The 16,626-nt window shown below is 63.8% G+C and carries 20 protein-coding genes; 14 read left to right on the top strand and 6 right to left on the bottom strand.

Annotated elements, in window-relative coordinates; genetic code table 11:
• Window positions 1–129 precede the first annotated feature (129 nt).
• The 6 genes from GGQ90_RS19225 to GGQ90_RS19250 form a co-directional block, all read right to left on the bottom strand.
• On the bottom strand, window positions 130–1,908 hold the full coding sequence (locus tag GGQ90_RS19225; RefSeq protein WP_015460400.1) for a putative porin: 1,779 nt from the start codon (window positions 1,906–1,908) through the stop codon (window positions 130–132).
• Between the two features lie 52 nt (window positions 1,909–1,960).
• Window positions 1,961–2,662 carry a cell envelope integrity TolA family protein gene (locus GGQ90_RS19230; RefSeq protein ID WP_015460401.1) on the bottom strand — a complete coding sequence of 234 codons (702 nt, stop codon included), beginning with the start codon at window positions 2,660–2,662 and terminating at the stop codon, window positions 1,961–1,963.
• A gap of 150 nt (window positions 2,663–2,812) precedes the next feature.
• Window positions 2,813–3,229 (bottom strand): ExbD/TolR family protein, encoded by a 417-nt coding sequence (locus GGQ90_RS19235; protein ID WP_015460402.1) that lies wholly within the window; start codon window positions 3,227–3,229, stop codon window positions 2,813–2,815.
• A gap of 23 nt (window positions 3,230–3,252) precedes the next feature.
• Window positions 3,253–5,004 (bottom strand): DUF2341 domain-containing protein, encoded by a 1,752-nt coding sequence (locus tag GGQ90_RS19240; RefSeq protein ID WP_015460403.1) that lies wholly within the window; start codon window positions 5,002–5,004, stop codon window positions 3,253–3,255.
• 2 nt (window positions 5,005–5,006) lie between these two features.
• Window positions 5,007–6,599 carry a ShlB/FhaC/HecB family hemolysin secretion/activation protein gene (locus GGQ90_RS19245; protein ID WP_015460404.1) on the bottom strand — a complete coding sequence of 531 codons (1,593 nt, stop codon included), beginning with the start codon at window positions 6,597–6,599 and terminating at the stop codon, window positions 5,007–5,009.
• A 413-nt stretch (window positions 6,600–7,012) separates the two neighbouring features.
• Window positions 7,013–7,948 carry a helix-turn-helix domain-containing protein gene (locus tag GGQ90_RS19250; protein WP_188083571.1) on the bottom strand — a complete coding sequence of 312 codons (936 nt, stop codon included), beginning with the start codon at window positions 7,946–7,948 and terminating at the stop codon, window positions 7,013–7,015.
• Here GGQ90_RS19250 and GGQ90_RS29070 point away from each other — a divergent pair.
• From GGQ90_RS29070 to GGQ90_RS19315, 14 genes are all read left to right on the top strand, one after another.
• Window positions 7,941–8,120: a hypothetical protein gene (locus GGQ90_RS29070; protein WP_041865005.1), complete on the top strand. Its 180-nt coding sequence runs from the start codon at window positions 7,941–7,943 to the stop codon at window positions 8,118–8,120. The genes GGQ90_RS19250 and GGQ90_RS29070 overlap by 8 nt on opposite strands.
• Before the next feature lie 88 nt (window positions 8,121–8,208).
• A complete protein-coding gene (locus tag GGQ90_RS19255; RefSeq protein ID WP_223178349.1) occupies window positions 8,209–8,802 on the top strand; it encodes an energy transducer TonB family protein in 594 nt (197 codons plus the stop codon).
• Between the two features lie 86 nt (window positions 8,803–8,888).
• A complete protein-coding gene (locus GGQ90_RS19260; RefSeq protein ID WP_015460407.1) occupies window positions 8,889–9,584 on the top strand; it encodes a secretin and TonB N-terminal domain-containing protein in 696 nt (231 codons plus the stop codon).
• A complete protein-coding gene (locus GGQ90_RS19265; protein WP_015460408.1) occupies window positions 9,581–10,123 on the top strand; it encodes an RNA polymerase sigma factor in 543 nt (180 codons plus the stop codon). The genes GGQ90_RS19260 and GGQ90_RS19265 overlap by 4 nt, the downstream gene beginning before the upstream one ends.
• A gap of 62 nt (window positions 10,124–10,185) precedes the next feature.
• The gene (locus GGQ90_RS19270) at window positions 10,186–11,136 is read left to right on the top strand and encodes a FecR family protein (protein ID WP_187294015.1); all 951 of its coding nucleotides are present in this window, start codon (window positions 10,186–10,188) and stop codon (window positions 11,134–11,136) included.
• Between the two features lie 161 nt (window positions 11,137–11,297).
• Window positions 11,298–11,591, top strand: a complete 294-nt coding sequence (locus GGQ90_RS19275) for a helix-turn-helix domain-containing protein (protein WP_015460410.1) — start codon at window positions 11,298–11,300, stop codon at window positions 11,589–11,591.
• A 35-nt stretch (window positions 11,592–11,626) separates the two neighbouring features.
• Window positions 11,627–12,832 carry a type II toxin-antitoxin system HipA family toxin gene (locus GGQ90_RS19280; protein WP_015460411.1) on the top strand — a complete coding sequence of 402 codons (1,206 nt, stop codon included), beginning with the start codon at window positions 11,627–11,629 and terminating at the stop codon, window positions 12,830–12,832.
• Window positions 12,833–13,008: 176 nt separating this feature from the next.
• Window positions 13,009–13,908 (top strand): LysR family transcriptional regulator, encoded by a 900-nt coding sequence (locus GGQ90_RS19285; protein ID WP_084653085.1) that lies wholly within the window; start codon window positions 13,009–13,011, stop codon window positions 13,906–13,908.
• 61 nt (window positions 13,909–13,969) lie between these two features.
• A complete protein-coding gene (locus GGQ90_RS19290) occupies window positions 13,970–14,227 on the top strand; it encodes a hypothetical protein (protein WP_343053909.1) in 258 nt (85 codons plus the stop codon).
• Between the two features lie 105 nt (window positions 14,228–14,332).
• On the top strand, window positions 14,333–14,566 hold the full coding sequence (locus GGQ90_RS19295; RefSeq protein WP_015460416.1) for a type II toxin-antitoxin system Phd/YefM family antitoxin: 234 nt from the start codon (window positions 14,333–14,335) through the stop codon (window positions 14,564–14,566).
• Window positions 14,563–14,949: a type II toxin-antitoxin system VapC family toxin gene (locus GGQ90_RS19300; protein WP_015460417.1), complete on the top strand. Its 387-nt coding sequence runs from the start codon at window positions 14,563–14,565 to the stop codon at window positions 14,947–14,949. The genes GGQ90_RS19295 and GGQ90_RS19300 overlap by 4 nt, the downstream gene beginning before the upstream one ends.
• A gap of 172 nt (window positions 14,950–15,121) precedes the next feature.
• Window positions 15,122–15,835 carry a DUF6683 family protein gene (locus GGQ90_RS19305; RefSeq protein WP_015460418.1) on the top strand — a complete coding sequence of 238 codons (714 nt, stop codon included), beginning with the start codon at window positions 15,122–15,124 and terminating at the stop codon, window positions 15,833–15,835.
• A complete protein-coding gene (locus tag GGQ90_RS19310; RefSeq protein ID WP_015460419.1) occupies window positions 15,825–16,235 on the top strand; it encodes a barstar family protein in 411 nt (136 codons plus the stop codon). Before GGQ90_RS19305 ends, GGQ90_RS19310 begins: the two co-directional genes overlap by 11 nt.
• A gap of 42 nt (window positions 16,236–16,277) precedes the next feature.
• Complete coding sequence (locus GGQ90_RS19315) at window positions 16,278–16,622, top strand: hypothetical protein (RefSeq protein WP_015460420.1); 345 nt, start codon at window positions 16,278–16,280, stop codon at window positions 16,620–16,622.
• The last annotated feature ends 4 nt before the right edge of the window (window positions 16,623–16,626 follow it).

The raw sequence follows: 16,626 nt of genomic DNA on the forward strand, positions 1-16,626 counted from the left end.
AAAAGGTGCGTCAACGCCCGGTCCCGCCCGTTGAGGGGGCCGGACGGAACCGGACGATTGCGATGGCCGGCGCCGTGGGAGCGGAGCGCAGTCGAGACAATCAGGAGCGTTGACGTGGACATGTCGGCCTCAGAACCGCGTCATGAGGTCGATGAAGCCGCGATCGACGCTGAACGGCGCAGACGCGATTTCTTCAGCCGACAGCCAGCGGAAGCCGAGGATGGTGTTCCTGGCGATCGCGTAATTGCCGCCGATCTGCCAGCCGCGATTGTTGGTGCCGCCGATGTGGAAGTCGCTGTCGGCAAACGCGTCGACCACCGCGTCGCTTTCGAGGCGGCGATAGGCGACCCAGGCGTTCCAGTCGCCGCGCTTCGCCTGCCAGTCGCCGGCGAGATTGAGGTTCATCACCGAACCCACGGTCAGGCGGGCCTGCCAGCCGGTATCGCCGCCGTCGTAGCCACCGTTATAGGTGTCACCATTGGGGCCGAGATTGTTCCAGGCGACGGCGGAGATCACATCACGGTCCCAGCCGAGATTCTTGACGAAATCGCCTTCGAGCCGGACGCCGAAGCGTTCATTGGCGCGGTATTCGGCCTGGGCGCGGATGTGGAGCAGCTCGAACTTGGACGCGAGCCCGAAATACTGATTATCCGGTTCCAGTTCGGGATTGGGCGAGCCGGTATAAAGCGGATCGCGCAGCGCCATCATCGTATTGCCATGCTGCTGGAAGGCCGGACGCAGGGCGTCGGTCGAACAGACCAGCTCGGTCCAGTAGCAGGGCTCGGACAGACGCCCGGCGATATTGTCGAAATGATAATAGCCGCCGGCGAGCTTCACATTGAGCTGTTCGGTCGGGTTGAACTCGACCCCGGCCTGCGCCGCGAACAGATAGCGATCCTCGCTCTTGAACGGCCGCCCGGTGCCGATCTCGCCGCCCGTTTCCGGATCGATGATCGTGGGCGCATTGCGGGTCCCGAAGTTAAGATCGGTGTTGAACACGGGGAAGGCGCCGAGCGTGCCGAACAGACGCACGCCATTCGCAACAGCGCCCTGGCCGGAGATCGCGACGCCGTCGAAGTTCATGTCGTTGTCGAAGACGAGATCCGACGTCCACAGCGGATTGGCGAAGCGGCCGAACTCGAGCGCGACATTCTCGGTCGGCGCGAGGCGGATCGAGGCACGGTCGAGCCAGAGATGATATTTGCCGCTGCCGTCGGCGCCCATCGTCTGGTTGGTCGAGACTGGCGAGCTGCTCGCACCCGTCGCGAGGCGGATATCGGCGGTGATCCAGTCGGTGATCTGGGCCTTGACGCCGAGACGCGCGCGCAGGCGGAAGCGCTGGCGATCCTCCAGCGTGTTCAGGAACGGCGCATCGATATAGCCGGTCGAGCTGGCGTTGACGTTCTGCGGCTGTCCGCCGTTGATCGCGCCATAGTCCCAGAAGATGTCGCCATTGGCGTCGTCATAGCGGCGCGCTTCGCCGCGCACCCGCACATCGCCATAAAGCTGGATGCGGCGCGTCCATTCCGGCGTCTCACCGGGACGTGCCCAGCCTTCGGCCTGCGCCTGGGTGCCAAGCTCGGCGCGGACATGCTGGGCGATCTGCTCGCGCACCACCGGCGAGACATAGGTCACGGTCTGGGTGCCGTCAGCGGCGACACCGGGCTGCGGGAGCGGCGCCGGCGCCTGGGCCCGCGCCTGGACGGTTGCGGCCCGAGCATTGCTGATCATCCGATCGGCCTGTTCGCGGGTGATGATATTCTCGGCCACCATCTGCTCGATGAGCTGACGCGGATCGATGCCCGCATCGTCCTGCGCGAACGCCGGCGAGCCGAGAAGCGCAGCGCCAGCGGACGCCGCCAAAAGCAGAGATTTAAGGCGGCCTGTCTGGCCGGGAACCTTCGTCATTATGTCTATCCCCTTCGAGAGAGTGGTCACTGGGTGCTGCGCGGACATGCGATCAGCCTCCCGAGCGGCTGTTGATTTCGAGGCGCATGACCGGGAGCCCTGCCGGCGGCGGCGGGCAGGTCGTTCCCGAAAGCACCTCACGGATGCGCGCGGCGCGGCGGTCATCAACCCCGCTGACGCGGGCGTCGGCGATCCGCCCATTGGCGGCCATGGTGACGGCAAGCTCGGCCCTATAGCGGCCGCGTGTCAGTTCACGGTCAGCCTGGGCGGCCCGCTGGATGCAGCTCTGCGCCTGCGCGGCATAGGCCCCGAACGGATTGCCGCCGCCGGGGCGGCCACCGATGCGGGTGCCTGATCCGTCTCCGCGCGCCAGCCCGTAATTGCTCGGGCCCGCGCCTTCGCGCGCCGTCAGCGCATTGTCGCCGGGCGCTGGATCATTGCTGGCGTCGGGCGGCGGCGGCGTATCGAGCGGCTGCTCGATCGGCGGCGCGATGGTCGGCTCCGGCGGCTGCTCGACCTGCTGCGGTTCGGGCGGCGGCGGAGGGGGCGGTGGCGGCGGCAGGATCACCTGCGTCGTCCGCATTTCATTGGGACGATCGGAGACGGTCTGCTTGCCCAGGAAATTATAGCCGATCACAAGCGCCAGACCGACGCCGACCACCACCAGCACGCGTCCGAAGGTGATGGGCGATGTCTTGCGGCGGCCCCGGGGCCCATTGGGGCTTCCGGGGGCGATCAATGCGCCTGCGGCCATGATCGCCTCCCTAGGTCGTCAGCCGGACGATCGAGATCGCCGCAAGCGTCAAGAGGATCGCCAGCGCCAGCAGAAACCAGGGCCGCCGATTGCGACGACGAAAGTGGCTTCGGGAGCGTTTGACACGCATGGTCCATCATTCCCTCCGCCTCAGTTCGCGCTCGGCGGGCGCGTGGACGCCATGCCAAGGCTGGGGACGCCGACCTTCGAGCAAAGGTCGAGGACCTGCATGACCTTGTCGTACTGGACGGCGCGGTCACCGCGCAGGATCACCGCCAAGTCCGGCGTCGTGGCGATCGAGGAGCGCAACTGGCTCTCCAGTTCGGCCATCGAGACGGGGATGGCGTCGATCGACACGGTCCCGTCGTTCGATACCGCGATGACCCGGCTCTTCTGCGCCTCGAGCGTCTTGGCCGAGGAGGCGGATGGGAGGTCCACCTTGATCCCCTGGACTGCCGCCGTCGTCATCAGGATGAAGATGATCAGCAGCACCAGCACCACGTCGACGAACGGGGTGATGTTGATTTCATTATACGGCTTCTTGCCGCCACCGACCTGCATACCCATGGCCTGATCTCCTTAAGTTGGGGTCAGGCCGCTTTGGCGGGGACGGGTGCGGGAGCCGGCGTGTCCTGCCAGGTCTCGGCGATGCGCTTCTCCAGCTCGTCCACGAAGATGTCGTGGTCGGCGGTGAGTTCTTCGATCCGGCTGAGCAGATAGTTGTAGCCGAACAGCGCCGGGATCGCGACGGCAAGGCCCGCCACGGTGGCGAGCAGCGCGGCGGCGATACCCGGCGCGATGGCGTTGATGTTGACCTCACCGGCAGCGGCAACGCTCGCGAAGGTGATCATGACGCCCAGCACCGTGCCGAGCAGGCCGATGAAGGGGCCGCCCGAGATGGCGATGGTCAGCAGCACCAGCTTCGAGTTGAGCTTTTGGCTTTCGCGGACGCGTCCGGCGTCGAGGGCCGAGCGGATCGCCGCGATCGACTGGGCGCGGATCGCAAAGCGAGAGCCGGTGGCCTTGCCTTCACGCAGGCGCTCGGTGAGCTCGCGGCGCCCGATATTGTAGAGACGACCGAGCGTGGACTCCGCGGCGGCATTGCCCGGATCGAACGCCGGGAGGCCATCATGATCGCCTGCGCGCCGCGAAAGCTGGCTATAGGCGTCGATAAAGGCCTCGTTCGCGCTGCGGACGCGGCTGATCAGCAAGCCCTTGGTGATCATGATCGCAATGGCGATCGCGAGCATGAAGGCGCAGATGATGATGACGATCCAGGCGTCGAGCGTCAGCGCCGAGAAGAGAATGCCGAAATGGTTGTGGCCGCCGCCGGTCTCGACCTGCTGGGGCGTATCGGTCGTCACCAGACGCGAGGCCTGGCCTTCACTGGCGGCGGCGAGCTGGAACAGGCTCTGCGGCAGAGCCGCGCCGGCCACGCGGAATTCGTCGATCTCGCCGGTGAAGCCCTGACCGATGACGGCGGCGCCGGTCGCAGCCGCGAGCGCGCCCGCCACTTCGCCCGCAGGCTGGCCATTGATGTAGAGGGTCGATTTGGCGCCGTCGTTCACCAGCGCGACATTGGCCCAGCTATCGGCCGCCAGAGCGCCGCCATTGCTGCGCGTCCCATTGGCGTCGATGAACAGCTGGCCGCCTTCCGCGACGAGGCTCACCGCACCCGGCAGGCTGAAGATCGCGCCATCGCCCGAGGGTTTTACCCAGAAGCTGATGGAAAGCGGGCCGGAAGCGAAGGCGGACGCGGGCAGCGTCACCGGGTTCGCGCCATCGAGAATGAGGCTCGATCCGATCAGGCCGCCCGCGTTCCGCGCTTCTCCGCCAGTGGCGTGGGCGCCATTGGCGGTGGCGTCCCGAGGAGCTCCCTCGTTGTCGAAGTGATAGACAAGGCGATAGTCGGCGCTGAAGGTGCCGGCTGCATCCTGCGCAGCCGCCGCGCTTTCATTGCCATAATAGGCATAGATCGCGGACGCCTGACCCGGCTGAAGTCCCTGGACATCAACCCAGACCAGCGCCTGCTCGTCCTGCGGCGACCAGCGCTCGATGTGGAACTTGAGCGGCGTGCGATCGTCGCCAGCGACAAAGCGCAGGTCGGAACCGTCCGCCTTCACATCCTTGAAGCTGAAATTGCCCGAGTGCAGGCGAACCAGCACCGGCGCGCGCGTGACTTCGCCGGTGATGCCGGCGGCGTCGACGTTGAGATTGATCCTGGTGCGATAGCTGTAATCGGCCTCCCACCAGGCATGAGCCGGAGCGGCGAATGCGACAGTCGCGGCCAGCGCGACGCCACCGGCAACCGCACCCTTTTTGAGACGTGCAATAACGGACATGATTAGAATTCCCCCTGGATGCGGAAGCGAACGAAGATGTCGCCGGACTCGGATTCCGAACCCGACCTGAGCGGAACACCGGCGTTGATCGCGCCGGTCAGATGGTTGAAGAGCTTGAGCCGTGCGCCGAGGCCGGCGCTGGAAAGCCAGGTGTTGCGGGTCGCAAGCTGGCTTTCGAGCGGCTGGTGGATGCCGACATAGCCACTGTCGATAAAGGCGTGGAACCGCAGCTCATTGATGAGCTCGCTGCCGAGCATCCGGCCTAAATCCGGCGAGCGCAGTTCGGTCTGATAGGCAAAGCCATAATCACCGATCGCCTCGGACTCATAATAGCCGCGCACGCTCGACATGCCGCCGAGCGAGAAGCCTTCGTTCGAGATCAGCGGATCGGGCGACCATTGGCCGGAGAACCGCGCGTTGAGCTGAAGATCGGGTCCGAACGTCCGCGTGGTCTCCGCGTCGAGCTTCAAGGCGATGAAGCTCTGGCGGGCCATGTAACGCTTGGCGTCGAAGCGCTCCCAGGGATCGCCGAGACCGCGGATGCCGAAGGTGCCCGAAACGGTGATATTGCTGTTCGAGCGATCGCCCGCCCAGTCGCCGCGCCAGCTCGCCATGACCGGGAAATATTCGATCGGGGCGGACGCACGGTCGGAACCGAGGATCACATCCTCCTTAAAGTCCTTCCAGTCGAAACCGAGCGTCAGCGAATGATAAAAGCCCTCGCTGGACCCGAGCGACTGGATCAGCCGGGCGCCGATCATGTTGCCCTTGCCGACGACATTGGTCCCGCCGACCACCGCGATGTCGCTGTCGGAATGGACCCCATAGAGCAGGAGCTGCGTGCCTTGCCCCAACCGCATCAGATAATTGCCGGACAAGACGGTGCCGTCGTCGGTGCGCTCGGGGGCGGTCTGAGCGGACAGACTTAGGGAATCCCCGCGTCCCCACATATTGTCGTAGCGGATTGTCGCGGACGCCCGCAGATCGGTCGTGGCCGATGAACTGAAATTGTTGAGCTCCGCAGAGGCATGGAACGGCGAGCTTTCCTCGACCTTGAGGACGACATCGAGCGTTCCGGGCGCTTCGCCGGCACGTAGTTCCGGCGTGACGCGGCGATTGGGATTGCTGTTGAGCGCGACGACATCGCGCTGGAAGGCGGTCAGGTTGGGCGTCTGGCCCGGCGCGACCGAGGGCGCCATCGCGCGCAGAGCATCGGCGCGTCCCGTGTCGCCTTCGACGAGCAGCTGGCCGATGGCCTGTTGCTGAACAGCCAGTTGCAGAACCCCGCCGTCGACGGATTGTTCAGGCACATAGACAGAGACCGCCACATAGCCGGCATCCTCATAGGCTTTCTGCAAAGCCGCCCGTGCGGCCTCCACATCGGCCTCACTTCGTCCCGGCCCCATGAAGGGCAGGATCGCCCGCTCGACATCGTCAGGCGCAAGGACGGTGTTGCCCTTCACCTGAAACGCCATGATGTCGAACTGAGCGCCTGCATCGGCGGGCGCGCCCGTGGCGTCGCCGGCCACACCGTCCTGGGCGAATGCCGGGGCTGCGATCAGGCCTATGGCGACGGCAAGCGCGACATGGCTCACAGCGCGACGCCGGTGATCTTTTTCAAACCTCAAAACCTGTACCCCCTGCCGGAAGCGCCGCCACGGCTTGGAGCCGAACGGCGATCGGTCGCTGTCGTCCCATGGCTGGCGCACGCAAAGATTCGTGCTGCATTGCAGCGCCAGTTGTCGATGCGCTCTTAAGAAGGGATGCGGGAGAGTCTCAAGACATAACGCATGAACAAATGCGTTTCGTCTCGCCTAGGTCGTTTAGTATGTAAGTTGTGTTACAGGGATCGCTGGTATACGTATTATCGTAATGCCACAGGCGAATCACTTGATAGTAATTTATGTCGAATAATATTGTATTTTTACTTCATTGCAGCAGAAATTGCGCCCTGACTATTCGTCGGGACGCTGAAGAGAATATTGTCTCCCAGGGGCGGGAGGAAGGTTCAGTCGCGCATGGCGCGAAAGGCCCGCGCGCGGGTCTTGCTCGGCGTTTCTCCAAAGTGACGTTGATAGGTCCGGCTCATCACGCCTGGCGCGCCGAAGCCGGCGGCGAGCGCGATGTCGCTGATAGATCGGCTTTCGGTCACGCTTTCGAGGCGGGCTCTCACCCACTCGATGCGGATTTGCTGAACGAGCTGGGTAACGGTGTTTCCAAGGCAGGTTCGGAAGTTCCGGCGCAAGGTGCCAGGCGTCACGCCCACCATCGGCGCCAAATCGTTGATCGTCCAACTGTGCTGCGGGTTGGCGCGGATATGCTCGACGGCCCGCTGCACCGAGCGCGCGACGGGAAAGAGCGTGTCAGCAGCCGCATCCTCGCGCAACCGCTTCACCAGTCCATCAAGCGTGCGCTGCTCGAGCACGCGATCGTCCTGGCCGGGCTCCGCCGCAACCGAAGCGCGCGGCAGTTGGGCGCCCAGATCGTCGAGAGACCAGCCGAACAGATGATCGATCGCCGCGAGACGGCGCGGACTGCCAAGCACGCGCGAGGCGGCCGACTGGATGGCGGCGCGCGGAATATGCAGGAAGAGCGCGCTCGAACCGGCGGCGCAGACAACGGCCGTCCGTGTAATGGCGCCAAGGAGCAGCGCCGAACCAGCGCTGAGCGTCTGCGCTTTCCCCTCCGTCACCACCACGGCCGTCCCGGTGATCGGCATGACGATGTGGACGGTCGCGTCGGTGGAGGAGAGCGCAACAACGCGCTGGCGCGGAAAAGCCCGATAATCGAAGTCGAGCGGACCGAGCTTGAAGCGTTGCCGCAAGACCGCCGGGCGTGCCGCTTCACGGACGGCAACCGCGTGACGATGGGGCGCGACTGCACGCACGGATGGCAAGGCGATCGCCCTGTTATCCGCGTCATGCGTCTCCAATCTGATGGCCATATTCGGGTTCATGGTCATGGTCCTCGACTGGAAGACCAATCTCGCGACATCGAACGAAAGACTTTTTTCGCTTCGAGGCATTTTTCTTCAGCCCGGCATCGCGAAAGAATTCTGCCGCCCGGCCAGCTGTCACGAAGACGCGATAATTTCTGCCTACGGGCTGAGCATTTGAATGACAGTGGGATGACAGACGCACGATGAGTCGGGAGGTCTCGACACGACTGATAGGCTGGCTCGCCTCGCTCTCCATGCACGCTGCCATGGGGGCTGCTCTCTTATGGGCCTGGGATAAGGGCACGCCTGTTCGCGACGTCGCCGGCGGCGATCGCGGTTCGGTACTGATCGTCGAACTCATCCCCCTTGATCCCGCGGACGGACGCGCTCGCGACGACAGGCCCCAGCGCGGCGAGATGGCGGAGGCTCTGTCGCAACCACGCCCCCCGGAGGCGTCCGGCCTGACCGGAGATCCTGACCCGTTGCCGCGCGCTGCCGGGCCTGAGTCAGATGGGATGCGCGCCAGTGCCGAGGCGCAGGGCGACGCACAGGATCTGGCCAATCTCCCGACCGCCGATGTCCTCGCTTATCGCCGGCGACTAGAGGCTCATCTGGCGCGTTACCGCCTCTATCCCGCCGGTGCGCGCGATGCAGGCCGCGAGGGCGTGGTCATGCTGCACTTCACCATGTCGCGTGAGGGGCGAGTGATCGAGGCCTGGGTTGGAGAAAGCTCCGGCGCCACCGACATCGACCGGGAAGCGGTGGCCGCGGTCATGCGCGCGCAGCCCCTCCCGGCTTTCCCGGAAGGCTGGCCCGGCCAGCTCAGCGTCGTCCTCCCGGTGACCTTCAGGCTCGGATGACAAGGGTTGCGCGCATCCCTTTCATTGCAGTCAGGCGAAGCGGACGAGGGCTTCTGCTCGTTGCCGCCATCGTCTTCACGATCTGCATGGCCGGGGCGGCGGCAGCCCAGACAGCGCCGGCGATGCAAGAGCGGCGCTACGATATTCCCGCCCAACCCGTGGCGCAGGCGATTGCCGAGTTTGCGACCGTGAGCGGCGTCAACATCATCTATCGCCAAAGCCTCGCCGGTGCGCGGCAGTCCACACCGCTCAGCGGCGTCTATGCCGCGCCTGCCGCGCTCCGGCATCTGCTGCAAGGCACCGGCCTCTCGGCGCGCTTCACCGGCCCCAACTCCGCGGTGATTTTCGTCGCGGGCCAGCCGCCACCGACCGACCGGGCCGGAAATGCGGTGACGGCCAGCCCGTCCGCGCTCCATCTCGACATGGCGGAAGTTCGCGCGCCGCGCCTGGTCGGTCGCCGCGATCCGAGCGCCTACAACCATTATGCCCAGCGCGTTCAGACGGAAATCTTCGAGCGCCTGAAGCGCGACGGCGCCTATGAGGGGCGTAGTTTTCGCATCGAGATCGCCGTCTCCGTCGATCCGACCGGCCGCATCGATGAGGTGCGCCTGATGCGCGGCAGTTCCGAACCTGATTGGGACGCCCGCGTCCGCCAGATCCTGTTCGGCACGCTTATCAGCAGCCCGCCGCCCGAGGGGCTAAGCCGGTCGATGCGCTTCGAAGTGGAAACCGACCGTTTTGCGGGACGTGAAGCGCGGCCTGGCGGGAGGCGGCGTCAATGAGCGCGACGCGGGCCAGTCTCAAAACAACGCTGGCGCTCCGCTACACCCAAATTCGCGATCGCCTGGCCGCGCGTCTTGGCTCGCAGGACCTGGCCGGCGAAGCGCTGCACGAGACCTGGATCAAGTTCAGCGATCTCAAAGATGACGCGCCCGTCAACGACCCCGACGCCTATATCTATCGCGCGGCGATCAACATGGCCGCGACCCTGTCGGCGAAACAGCGCCGCGTATTGGGCAGCCAGGATATCGAAGACATATTGTCGATCCCCGATGACGCGCCCGGCCCGGAACGGATCGCCCTGGCGCGCAGCGAACTCGCCCATGTCTGGAAAGTGCTGGGTGAACTGACGCCCCGCCAGCGCCACGTCTTCATTGAGAGTTTCACCGGCACGATGAGCCATGAGCAACTCGCCGAGCACTATGGCGTGACGGTGCGGCTGATCCAGATGGACCTGCGCGGCGCCATTTTGCACTGCGCGCGTCGTACCCGGCGAAAAAACCCTTTCGCTGAGCGGGCCGCTCGCGTGTCTACCCGATAGGAGGAGAAAGAATTGAGGATGCAGACCGCGCAATGGCCGCGCCCGTTGGATTCGGATTGCCGATGACGGATCGGGAGATCCGTGAAGATGACGCCGACGACCTGCTCGTCGAAGCGGCCGATTGGCTCGTCTGCCTGACCTCCGGCGCAGCGACGGACGACGATGCCGCCCGGCTTGCGGCATGGCGCGCCACCAGCCCGGCGCACGAGGCCGCCTTTCGTGAGATTGCCGGCGTGCGCAATTACGCCGTCGCGGCGAAGCACAACAAGAAGCCCGCCATGGTGAGCCGCCGCGCTGTTCTGGCCGGCGGCGGCACGGCAGCGCTCGCCGCACTGACGCTGGGCGTCGCCCGACCGCCGCTCGGCCTCTGGCCTTCCTTTGCCGAGCTCACCGCGGACCACCGGACCGCAATCGGGCAGCGATACGCCTTTGCGCCCGTAAACGGCGTCAAGGTGGAGATGAATTCCCGCACCGCCATATCCCTGCTCGACACGACCCGCGACGGTGCAAACGGCATCAGTCTCGTGGTCGGCGAGGCCTTCATCACCGCCGGGGAACGCAGTGCGCCGTTCCGGGTGAAGGCAGGCGCAGTGGAGGCCTCGACACGGCGCGCCAGCTTCAACGTCCAGCGCCTCGATGGCGGCGTTCGCATCGCCTGTGTCGATAGAGAGGTGACATGCCTTGGCGGCGATCGGCCGATCATGTTGCGCGCCAATGAACAGGTGTTCGTCGCAGCCGACGGCGGAACACGGCGCAGCGAGATCGATGGCGCCAAGGCGACGGCCTGGCGGCGGGGCCTGCTGATCTTCGAAGGCGCGTCGCTGGCCGAGGTGGTCGACCAGATCAATCTCTACCGTTCGGGCAAGATTGTGCTCGCCAATACGGCGCTGGGCGGCCTTGAGGTCAATGCGATCTTCCACACCAACCGGATCGAGGAAGCCGTCCCGCAGATCGAGCAATTGCTGAACCTGCGCGCCCGCCATCTCGCCGGCGGCGTGGTGGTCATGAGCTAACCCACTTCCGGCCATTCCCGCGCCTCGAACGCGCGCAATGATCTGAAAACGATCCATTCGGTGTATAAATGATATGTTTTAGTATCTTTGATTGATTACACTTCGTCGATGTGATACCTATTCGGATCAATTATGAGTCGATCGATCCGTAAAGGTATCAAATGGAAGATGGCACGTTGAAAGAGATCGGCGACCACCTTCGGCGCGCCCGGCAGGCCGCGCGCCTGACCCAGGAACAAGTCGCCGATCTCGCCGGCATATCACGCCCACGCTATCGCGACATTGAGACAGGGGCTGCAGCGGCGCGCGCCACGACATTGATCAACATCGCCCGGGCCGTCGGCCTCGAAATGATGCTGGTGCCCCAGGCAATGGCGCCGGCTGTGGCGGCGCTCTTACATCCGGAAACAGAGGATGATCGCCCAGCCTTCAGCCCGCAACCGGAAGAGCGGTGATGACAGCCTTGCCAACCGCTGAGACGATAACCTGCATGGATGTGTTGCTGAGGGATGTGAAGGTCGGCACGATCGTCAGAACACCCGGTGATTTCAGCGCCTTCAGCCTTGATCCGGCCTATCGCGCGACCGGCGGTGTTCCGATCCTGAGCCTGTCCCTTCGCTCCGCTTCGGGGGGCTTGCGTAAAGACGCGCGTCCCGTCTCTGGCGCCTTGCCGCCTTTTTTCGCCAACCTCCTGCCCGAAGACCATTTGCGCGCAGCGATGGAGAGGCACCATGCCGGCAATGTGCGGCCGGGCAATGATTTTGATCTCCTGGCGGCGCTCGGCGTTGATCTGCCCGGCGCTGTGCGCGTATTGCCCTCCGACGGACAAGCCAGCGTCGCGACGAGAACCACAGATGGACCGCGCAAGGTGCGCTTTTCGCTGGCGGGCGTGCAAATGAAGCTGTCGGTGATGAAGAACACCGGCAAGGGCGGAGGTCTGACGCTGCCGCTTGGTGACGGCGAAGGGCAATATATCGCCAAATTCCCGTCCACCGCCTTTCCGGGCGTGTCGGAAAATGAGTTCGCGAACCTCGCGCTCGCCGAAGCGATCGGGATGAACGTGCCCGAGCGGGAGCTTCTCAGCCGCGACCAGTTTGAGGGGATACCCGAAGAGTTTGATACGCTTGCCGAAGGGCAAGTTCTCCTCGTTCGCCGTTTCGATCGAACGGCGAATGGACGGCGCGTCCATATCGAAGATTTCGCGCAGATCTTCGGCCTTTATCCCGCACGTAAATATGACGGGGCCGCCTTCCACGACATCGCTTCGGTGCTGAACGTCGCAATCTCATCCTTCGCCGCGCTGGAATTCGTCCGCAGACTGACCCTCTCGGCTGTGATGGGCAACGGAGATATGCATCTCAAGAACTGGTCGTTGATCTATCCGGGCGCGGGCGACACCCCAGCACTGGCGCCGATCTACGACACGCTTTCAACGGTTCCCTATATTCCCTCAGATGGCCTGGCGCTGTCGCTTGGCGGTGAGCGATCGTTCAAGGCACTGGGACCGGCTCGGTGGAAGGCCTTCGCCAACCGGGCAAGACTTCCAGAGCCCGCCGTACTCAAAGCCGTGGCCGAGACAGTCCATCGGATCGACAAGCACTGGTGGACCTTGCCAGAACGGGACGTCGTTCCTCCATCCGTGCTGGAGCGGATCGATGCTCATGTAAGGACCATGGTGCAGATCCTGACGGATTGAACGCCCTGATGAGCTGACAAGGTTAATTATTTCGTTTCAATGACAGAATCCGTTTCGTTTGCAGCCGCCTGCGCTGGTCTTTCAGTCAGGAGGAAGTGATGTGAGCAACGGATCTCGGGGGCGGACCGGCAGACTGTCCCGGACATCCCTCCCTTCCTCCATCGGGGAGGTCGGTCGTGCCGTTAGAAACGAAACAATTGCGCTACGCAGTGCTCGCTGCGGAAACCAGAAGCTTTTCACGGGCTGCGGCGCTGCTGCGGATCAAACAGGCGACGCTCAGCCGAAATGTGCTGCTCCTGGAACACCGCCTCGGCGTGAAACTGTTCGAGCGCCGGACCCGCGGCGCGTTCGTGACGCCAGAGGGTTTGCCGATCATCGCCACCGCCCGTCGGATACTCACGGAGGTCGAGACTCTGCAAACGCGAGCGCGCGCCATGCGGAACGGTGATGCGGGTGAACTGACCATCGGCTTTTGCAGTTCACTGACCGCCGGCGATCTGCGCTTCGCGATCGTCGAGTTCCAGCGCCGGTTTCCCGATGTGCGATTGAATGGCGTCGAGCGGGATCGCGGCTTTCTGCATCACGCGCTCCACGCCGGAGTGATCGATCTAGCCGTCGTTACCGGCGACCTTGGCGATCCTGGCGTCAGACGCCGCCCACTCTGGTCCGAACGCGTCCTTGTCGCCCTGCCTGACGAACATCCGCTGGTCGAGACGGAGAGAATCTACTGGCACGATCTGCGCCGCCAGACTTTCGTCCTCGGCACACAAGATCCCGGCCCTGACCTGGTTCGCCTCCTTCAGGCCCGTCTCGCTGAGCCAGGCTACGAGCCCGACGTAGAAACTCAGGATGTCAGCCGTGAGAATGTTCTGGCGATGGTGTCCGCAGGCTGGTTTCTGACACTGGTTTCGGAATCGGCGCTGGGCGTCAATCATCCGGGCATCATCTTCCGCGAGGTTCATGAGCCGACCGGCCAGGCCCGGATCGACTATGGCTGTTACTGGCGTAGCGACGACACAAGTCCCGCGCTGCGTCGGTTCCTCGGGCTCATCCGCGAGCGTTACCCGGATGCCTGATCCGGCGCTCCCGTTCCCACAGATATTGCAAAGGAATAACCGGATGCCCGCAAAGTCATTGGTGATCGCGATCGTCGCGCTCGTGATCGGGTTTGGTTCGGGGTTCGTCCTGCGCCCGGTGCTATTGCCGGGGGCCGATGCGGTAGGATCATCAGAACCGAGGGGAACGCAATATTTCGAGGCCAACCTGGACGAGGCCCGCCAAGTCATCGCGCAATGCCGCGACGGCATGGTGCGCGGGGCAGAATGCGCGAATGCCGACATCGCTGTGGCTGAGGCGGACGGCAAGGCCAATTTCGACGCCTTCATGGGGCGATAAAGGGAAGCGTTGATCCGCCGCATCCACCCAGACGCGTCGTTTATACAGGGAGCGTCTTGTTGAGAGCCGTCAAATTAGCTATATTCTTAGCTAAGGGAGATACCCATGGCTCAGTTCTCTGTTCACGACGCGAAGACCAACCTGTCCAAACTCATCGCCGCCGCTCTCGATGGCCGTGATGTCGTGATCGCGCGCGGGAGTCAGCCTGTTGTGCGCCTTGTCCCCGTTGCTCCTGTTGGGAAACGTCGATTTGGAGCGCTAAAGGGCAAGATCGCAATGGATCACCGTTTCAATGAACCTTTGCCTGACGACGAATTGAAGGGTTGGGATCTCGGGTGAAACTTCTTCTCGACACCCATGCTCTGATCTGGTGGCTCGCGGGGGATCAAGCACTTAGCGAGATCGCCCGCGATGCAATCGCCGACGATGTGAACAGCGTCGCCGTGAGCGCGGCTTCGGCGATGGAAGTCGCAACGAAGTTTCGGATCGGGAAGTTGCCCGACGCGGCGCTTCTGGCGCAGGAGTTCGAGACGATCGTCGCATCCCAAGGGTTTACCGAACTGCCGATTACCGTTCACCACGCCAGACTGGCGGGTGAGATGAAGATCACCCACAAGGATCCCTTTGATCGTTTTCTGATCGCTCAGGCTCAATCGGAGGATATGCTCCTCGTGTCGAATGAGGCACTGTTCGATAGCTTCGCAGTGAAGCGGCTCTGGTAGGATTTCGTCCTCGAAGGTGAAGGTCAATCTCCAGCAGGATGCAGTCACAGACCCGCAACAAAAGAATCCGACCGTGCGGGCGGATCGTGAGGTTAACGACTGACTGTTGAGATCCGCAGCCGATGCAGGGCGCTATGGAGCAGAACTGATGTTGGATCGGAATCGACTTAAAATGCGTGTTCTCGCGGCCTTCCTTGCTCTTCCACTGTTTGCGACGCCGGCCGCCGCGCAGGACTGGAACAATCTCGCGGCATCCGAGGCGATGAATCAGGTCCATGCCACGATGCGGCAGCACATGATTGTCAATCCGGCAGAGGAAGGCGAAAACGGAGCGCGCGGCACGCCCCCGGCGCCAGCACGGATGGATGCGACCTATCGGGTCGATCCCAATGTCCGCCGCACCGTGCAACAAAAGCTCGTCGCAGCCGTGACGCGGCAGAACGAAGCCGCCGGTGAAGAATTGTCCGCCACCTTCGCGCGGCACGACCTTATCGCCATGGGGGATCGCGCCTTGTCGTCCTTCGGTCTGCGGTCGGGCGACGTCATCGACGCAGTGACCATCTATCGCCTGGCGATGTGGGGCGCTGCAAAAGGGCTCACCACGCCGCCACCGCGTTCCGCGATTACAGGTGCGCGGATGCAAACAGCTTCGACGTTCGACCTTGCCGCCGCGCGCCTCGACACGCCGGCCCGGCGTCAGGAGTTTGCCGAAACCCTGCTGTATCAGGCGATCCTGATGGACCTGGCCTCCGAGCAGGCGCAGAAATCGCGGGATCAGGTGACCATCGACGCGCTGGGGCGCTCCGCCCGTCAGGCGCTCGTCGCTTCCGGCCTGAATCCCGATCGGATGCAGCTGACAAGCCGGGGCTTCATTCTTGAACGATAGCTCGACGCCTGCAACCTTCGTCATCGAGGGAAGCAATATCCACGACATCCCGTCCTTCTATGACGAGATCAACCGCGTCTTCATGGGCAATGGGGATTGGAAGCTGGGGCCGAGCCTCGATGCGCTCGATGACATGCTCTATGGGGGTTACGGCGCCTTGCAGGGGAGCGGCCCTGTCGTCCTGATCTGGCGGGGCATGGAGAAAAACCGCACCGATCTTGGGCTGGAAGCGACGCGGGCTTATTACCGCGCAAAACTGGACGCTCCCGATCGGTACAACGTCGCCCGCATCAATGACGATCTCGCCGCCTTGGAACGGGGCGCAGGTGCAACCTATTTCGACATCATTTGCGAGATCCTGGCCGGTCATCCCCGCATCGAGGTTCAGGCCAAAAATTAGACGCGATCAGATCGGGCCAGCGGTCACGATGGCATAGTCACTTTGGCGATCGGCTTCGGATCGGGCCTTGTGCGGCGACCTGTCCTTATACCGGTCGATAGCGCACCCGCCGCCAGTCAGGGCGCAAGCCTGGCGGCCCCTGCCGGGGAGGCGCGCGGCACGCAATATTTCGAAGCCCATCTCGACGAAGCGCGCGAGATCGTCGTGCAATGCGCCGCAGGCACGGTGCGGGGTCAGGAATGCGCCAATGCCGAGATCGCAATCGCCGAAGCCGACGGCAAGGCGCGATTCGACGCTTTCATGGGCAACCGAAACAGCGATCGGGATAGTTCAGATTGGTGCATCAGCGATGGAACGTCGGGTTGTGATGTCCACAATATCCACTAATATG

The organism is Sphingobium scionense, assembly GCF_014197035.1.
In the GTDB taxonomy this organism is placed as follows: Bacteria; Pseudomonadota; Alphaproteobacteria; order Sphingomonadales; family Sphingomonadaceae; genus Sphingobium; species Sphingobium scionense.

Excerpts from the sequence above, each read along its gene's own strand:
- GGQ90_RS19225 (WP_015460400.1), bottom strand. The coding sequence starts at position 1,908 with ATGACGAAGGTTCCCGGCCAGACAGGCCGCCTTAAATCTCTGCTTTTG.
- GGQ90_RS19230 (WP_015460401.1), bottom strand. The coding sequence starts at position 2,662 with ATGGCCGCAGGCGCATTGATCGCCCCCGGAAGCCCCAATGGGCCCCGG.
- GGQ90_RS19235 (WP_015460402.1), bottom strand. The coding sequence starts at position 3,229 with ATGGGTATGCAGGTCGGTGGCGGCAAGAAGCCGTATAATGAAATCAAC.
- GGQ90_RS19240 (WP_015460403.1), bottom strand. The coding sequence starts at position 5,004 with ATGTCCGTTATTGCACGTCTCAAAAAGGGTGCGGTTGCCGGTGGCGTC.
- GGQ90_RS29070 (WP_041865005.1), top strand. The coding sequence starts at position 7,941 with ATGGCCATATTCGGGTTCATGGTCATGGTCCTCGACTGGAAGACCAAT.
- GGQ90_RS19250 (WP_188083571.1), bottom strand. The coding sequence starts at position 7,948 with ATGGCCATCAGATTGGAGACGCATGACGCGGATAACAGGGCGATCGCC.
- GGQ90_RS19255 (WP_223178349.1), top strand. The coding sequence starts at position 8,209 with ATGGGGGCTGCTCTCTTATGGGCCTGGGATAAGGGCACGCCTGTTCGC.
- GGQ90_RS19260 (WP_015460407.1), top strand. The coding sequence starts at position 8,889 with ATGGCCGGGGCGGCGGCAGCCCAGACAGCGCCGGCGATGCAAGAGCGG.
- GGQ90_RS19265 (WP_015460408.1), top strand. The coding sequence starts at position 9,581 with ATGAGCGCGACGCGGGCCAGTCTCAAAACAACGCTGGCGCTCCGCTAC.
- GGQ90_RS19270 (WP_187294015.1), top strand. The coding sequence starts at position 10,186 with ATGACGGATCGGGAGATCCGTGAAGATGACGCCGACGACCTGCTCGTC.
- GGQ90_RS19275 (WP_015460410.1), top strand. The coding sequence starts at position 11,298 with ATGGAAGATGGCACGTTGAAAGAGATCGGCGACCACCTTCGGCGCGCC.
- GGQ90_RS19280 (WP_015460411.1), top strand. The coding sequence starts at position 11,627 with ATGGATGTGTTGCTGAGGGATGTGAAGGTCGGCACGATCGTCAGAACA.
- GGQ90_RS19295 (WP_015460416.1), top strand. The coding sequence starts at position 14,333 with ATGGCTCAGTTCTCTGTTCACGACGCGAAGACCAACCTGTCCAAACTC.
- GGQ90_RS19305 (WP_015460418.1), top strand. The coding sequence starts at position 15,122 with ATGCGTGTTCTCGCGGCCTTCCTTGCTCTTCCACTGTTTGCGACGCCG.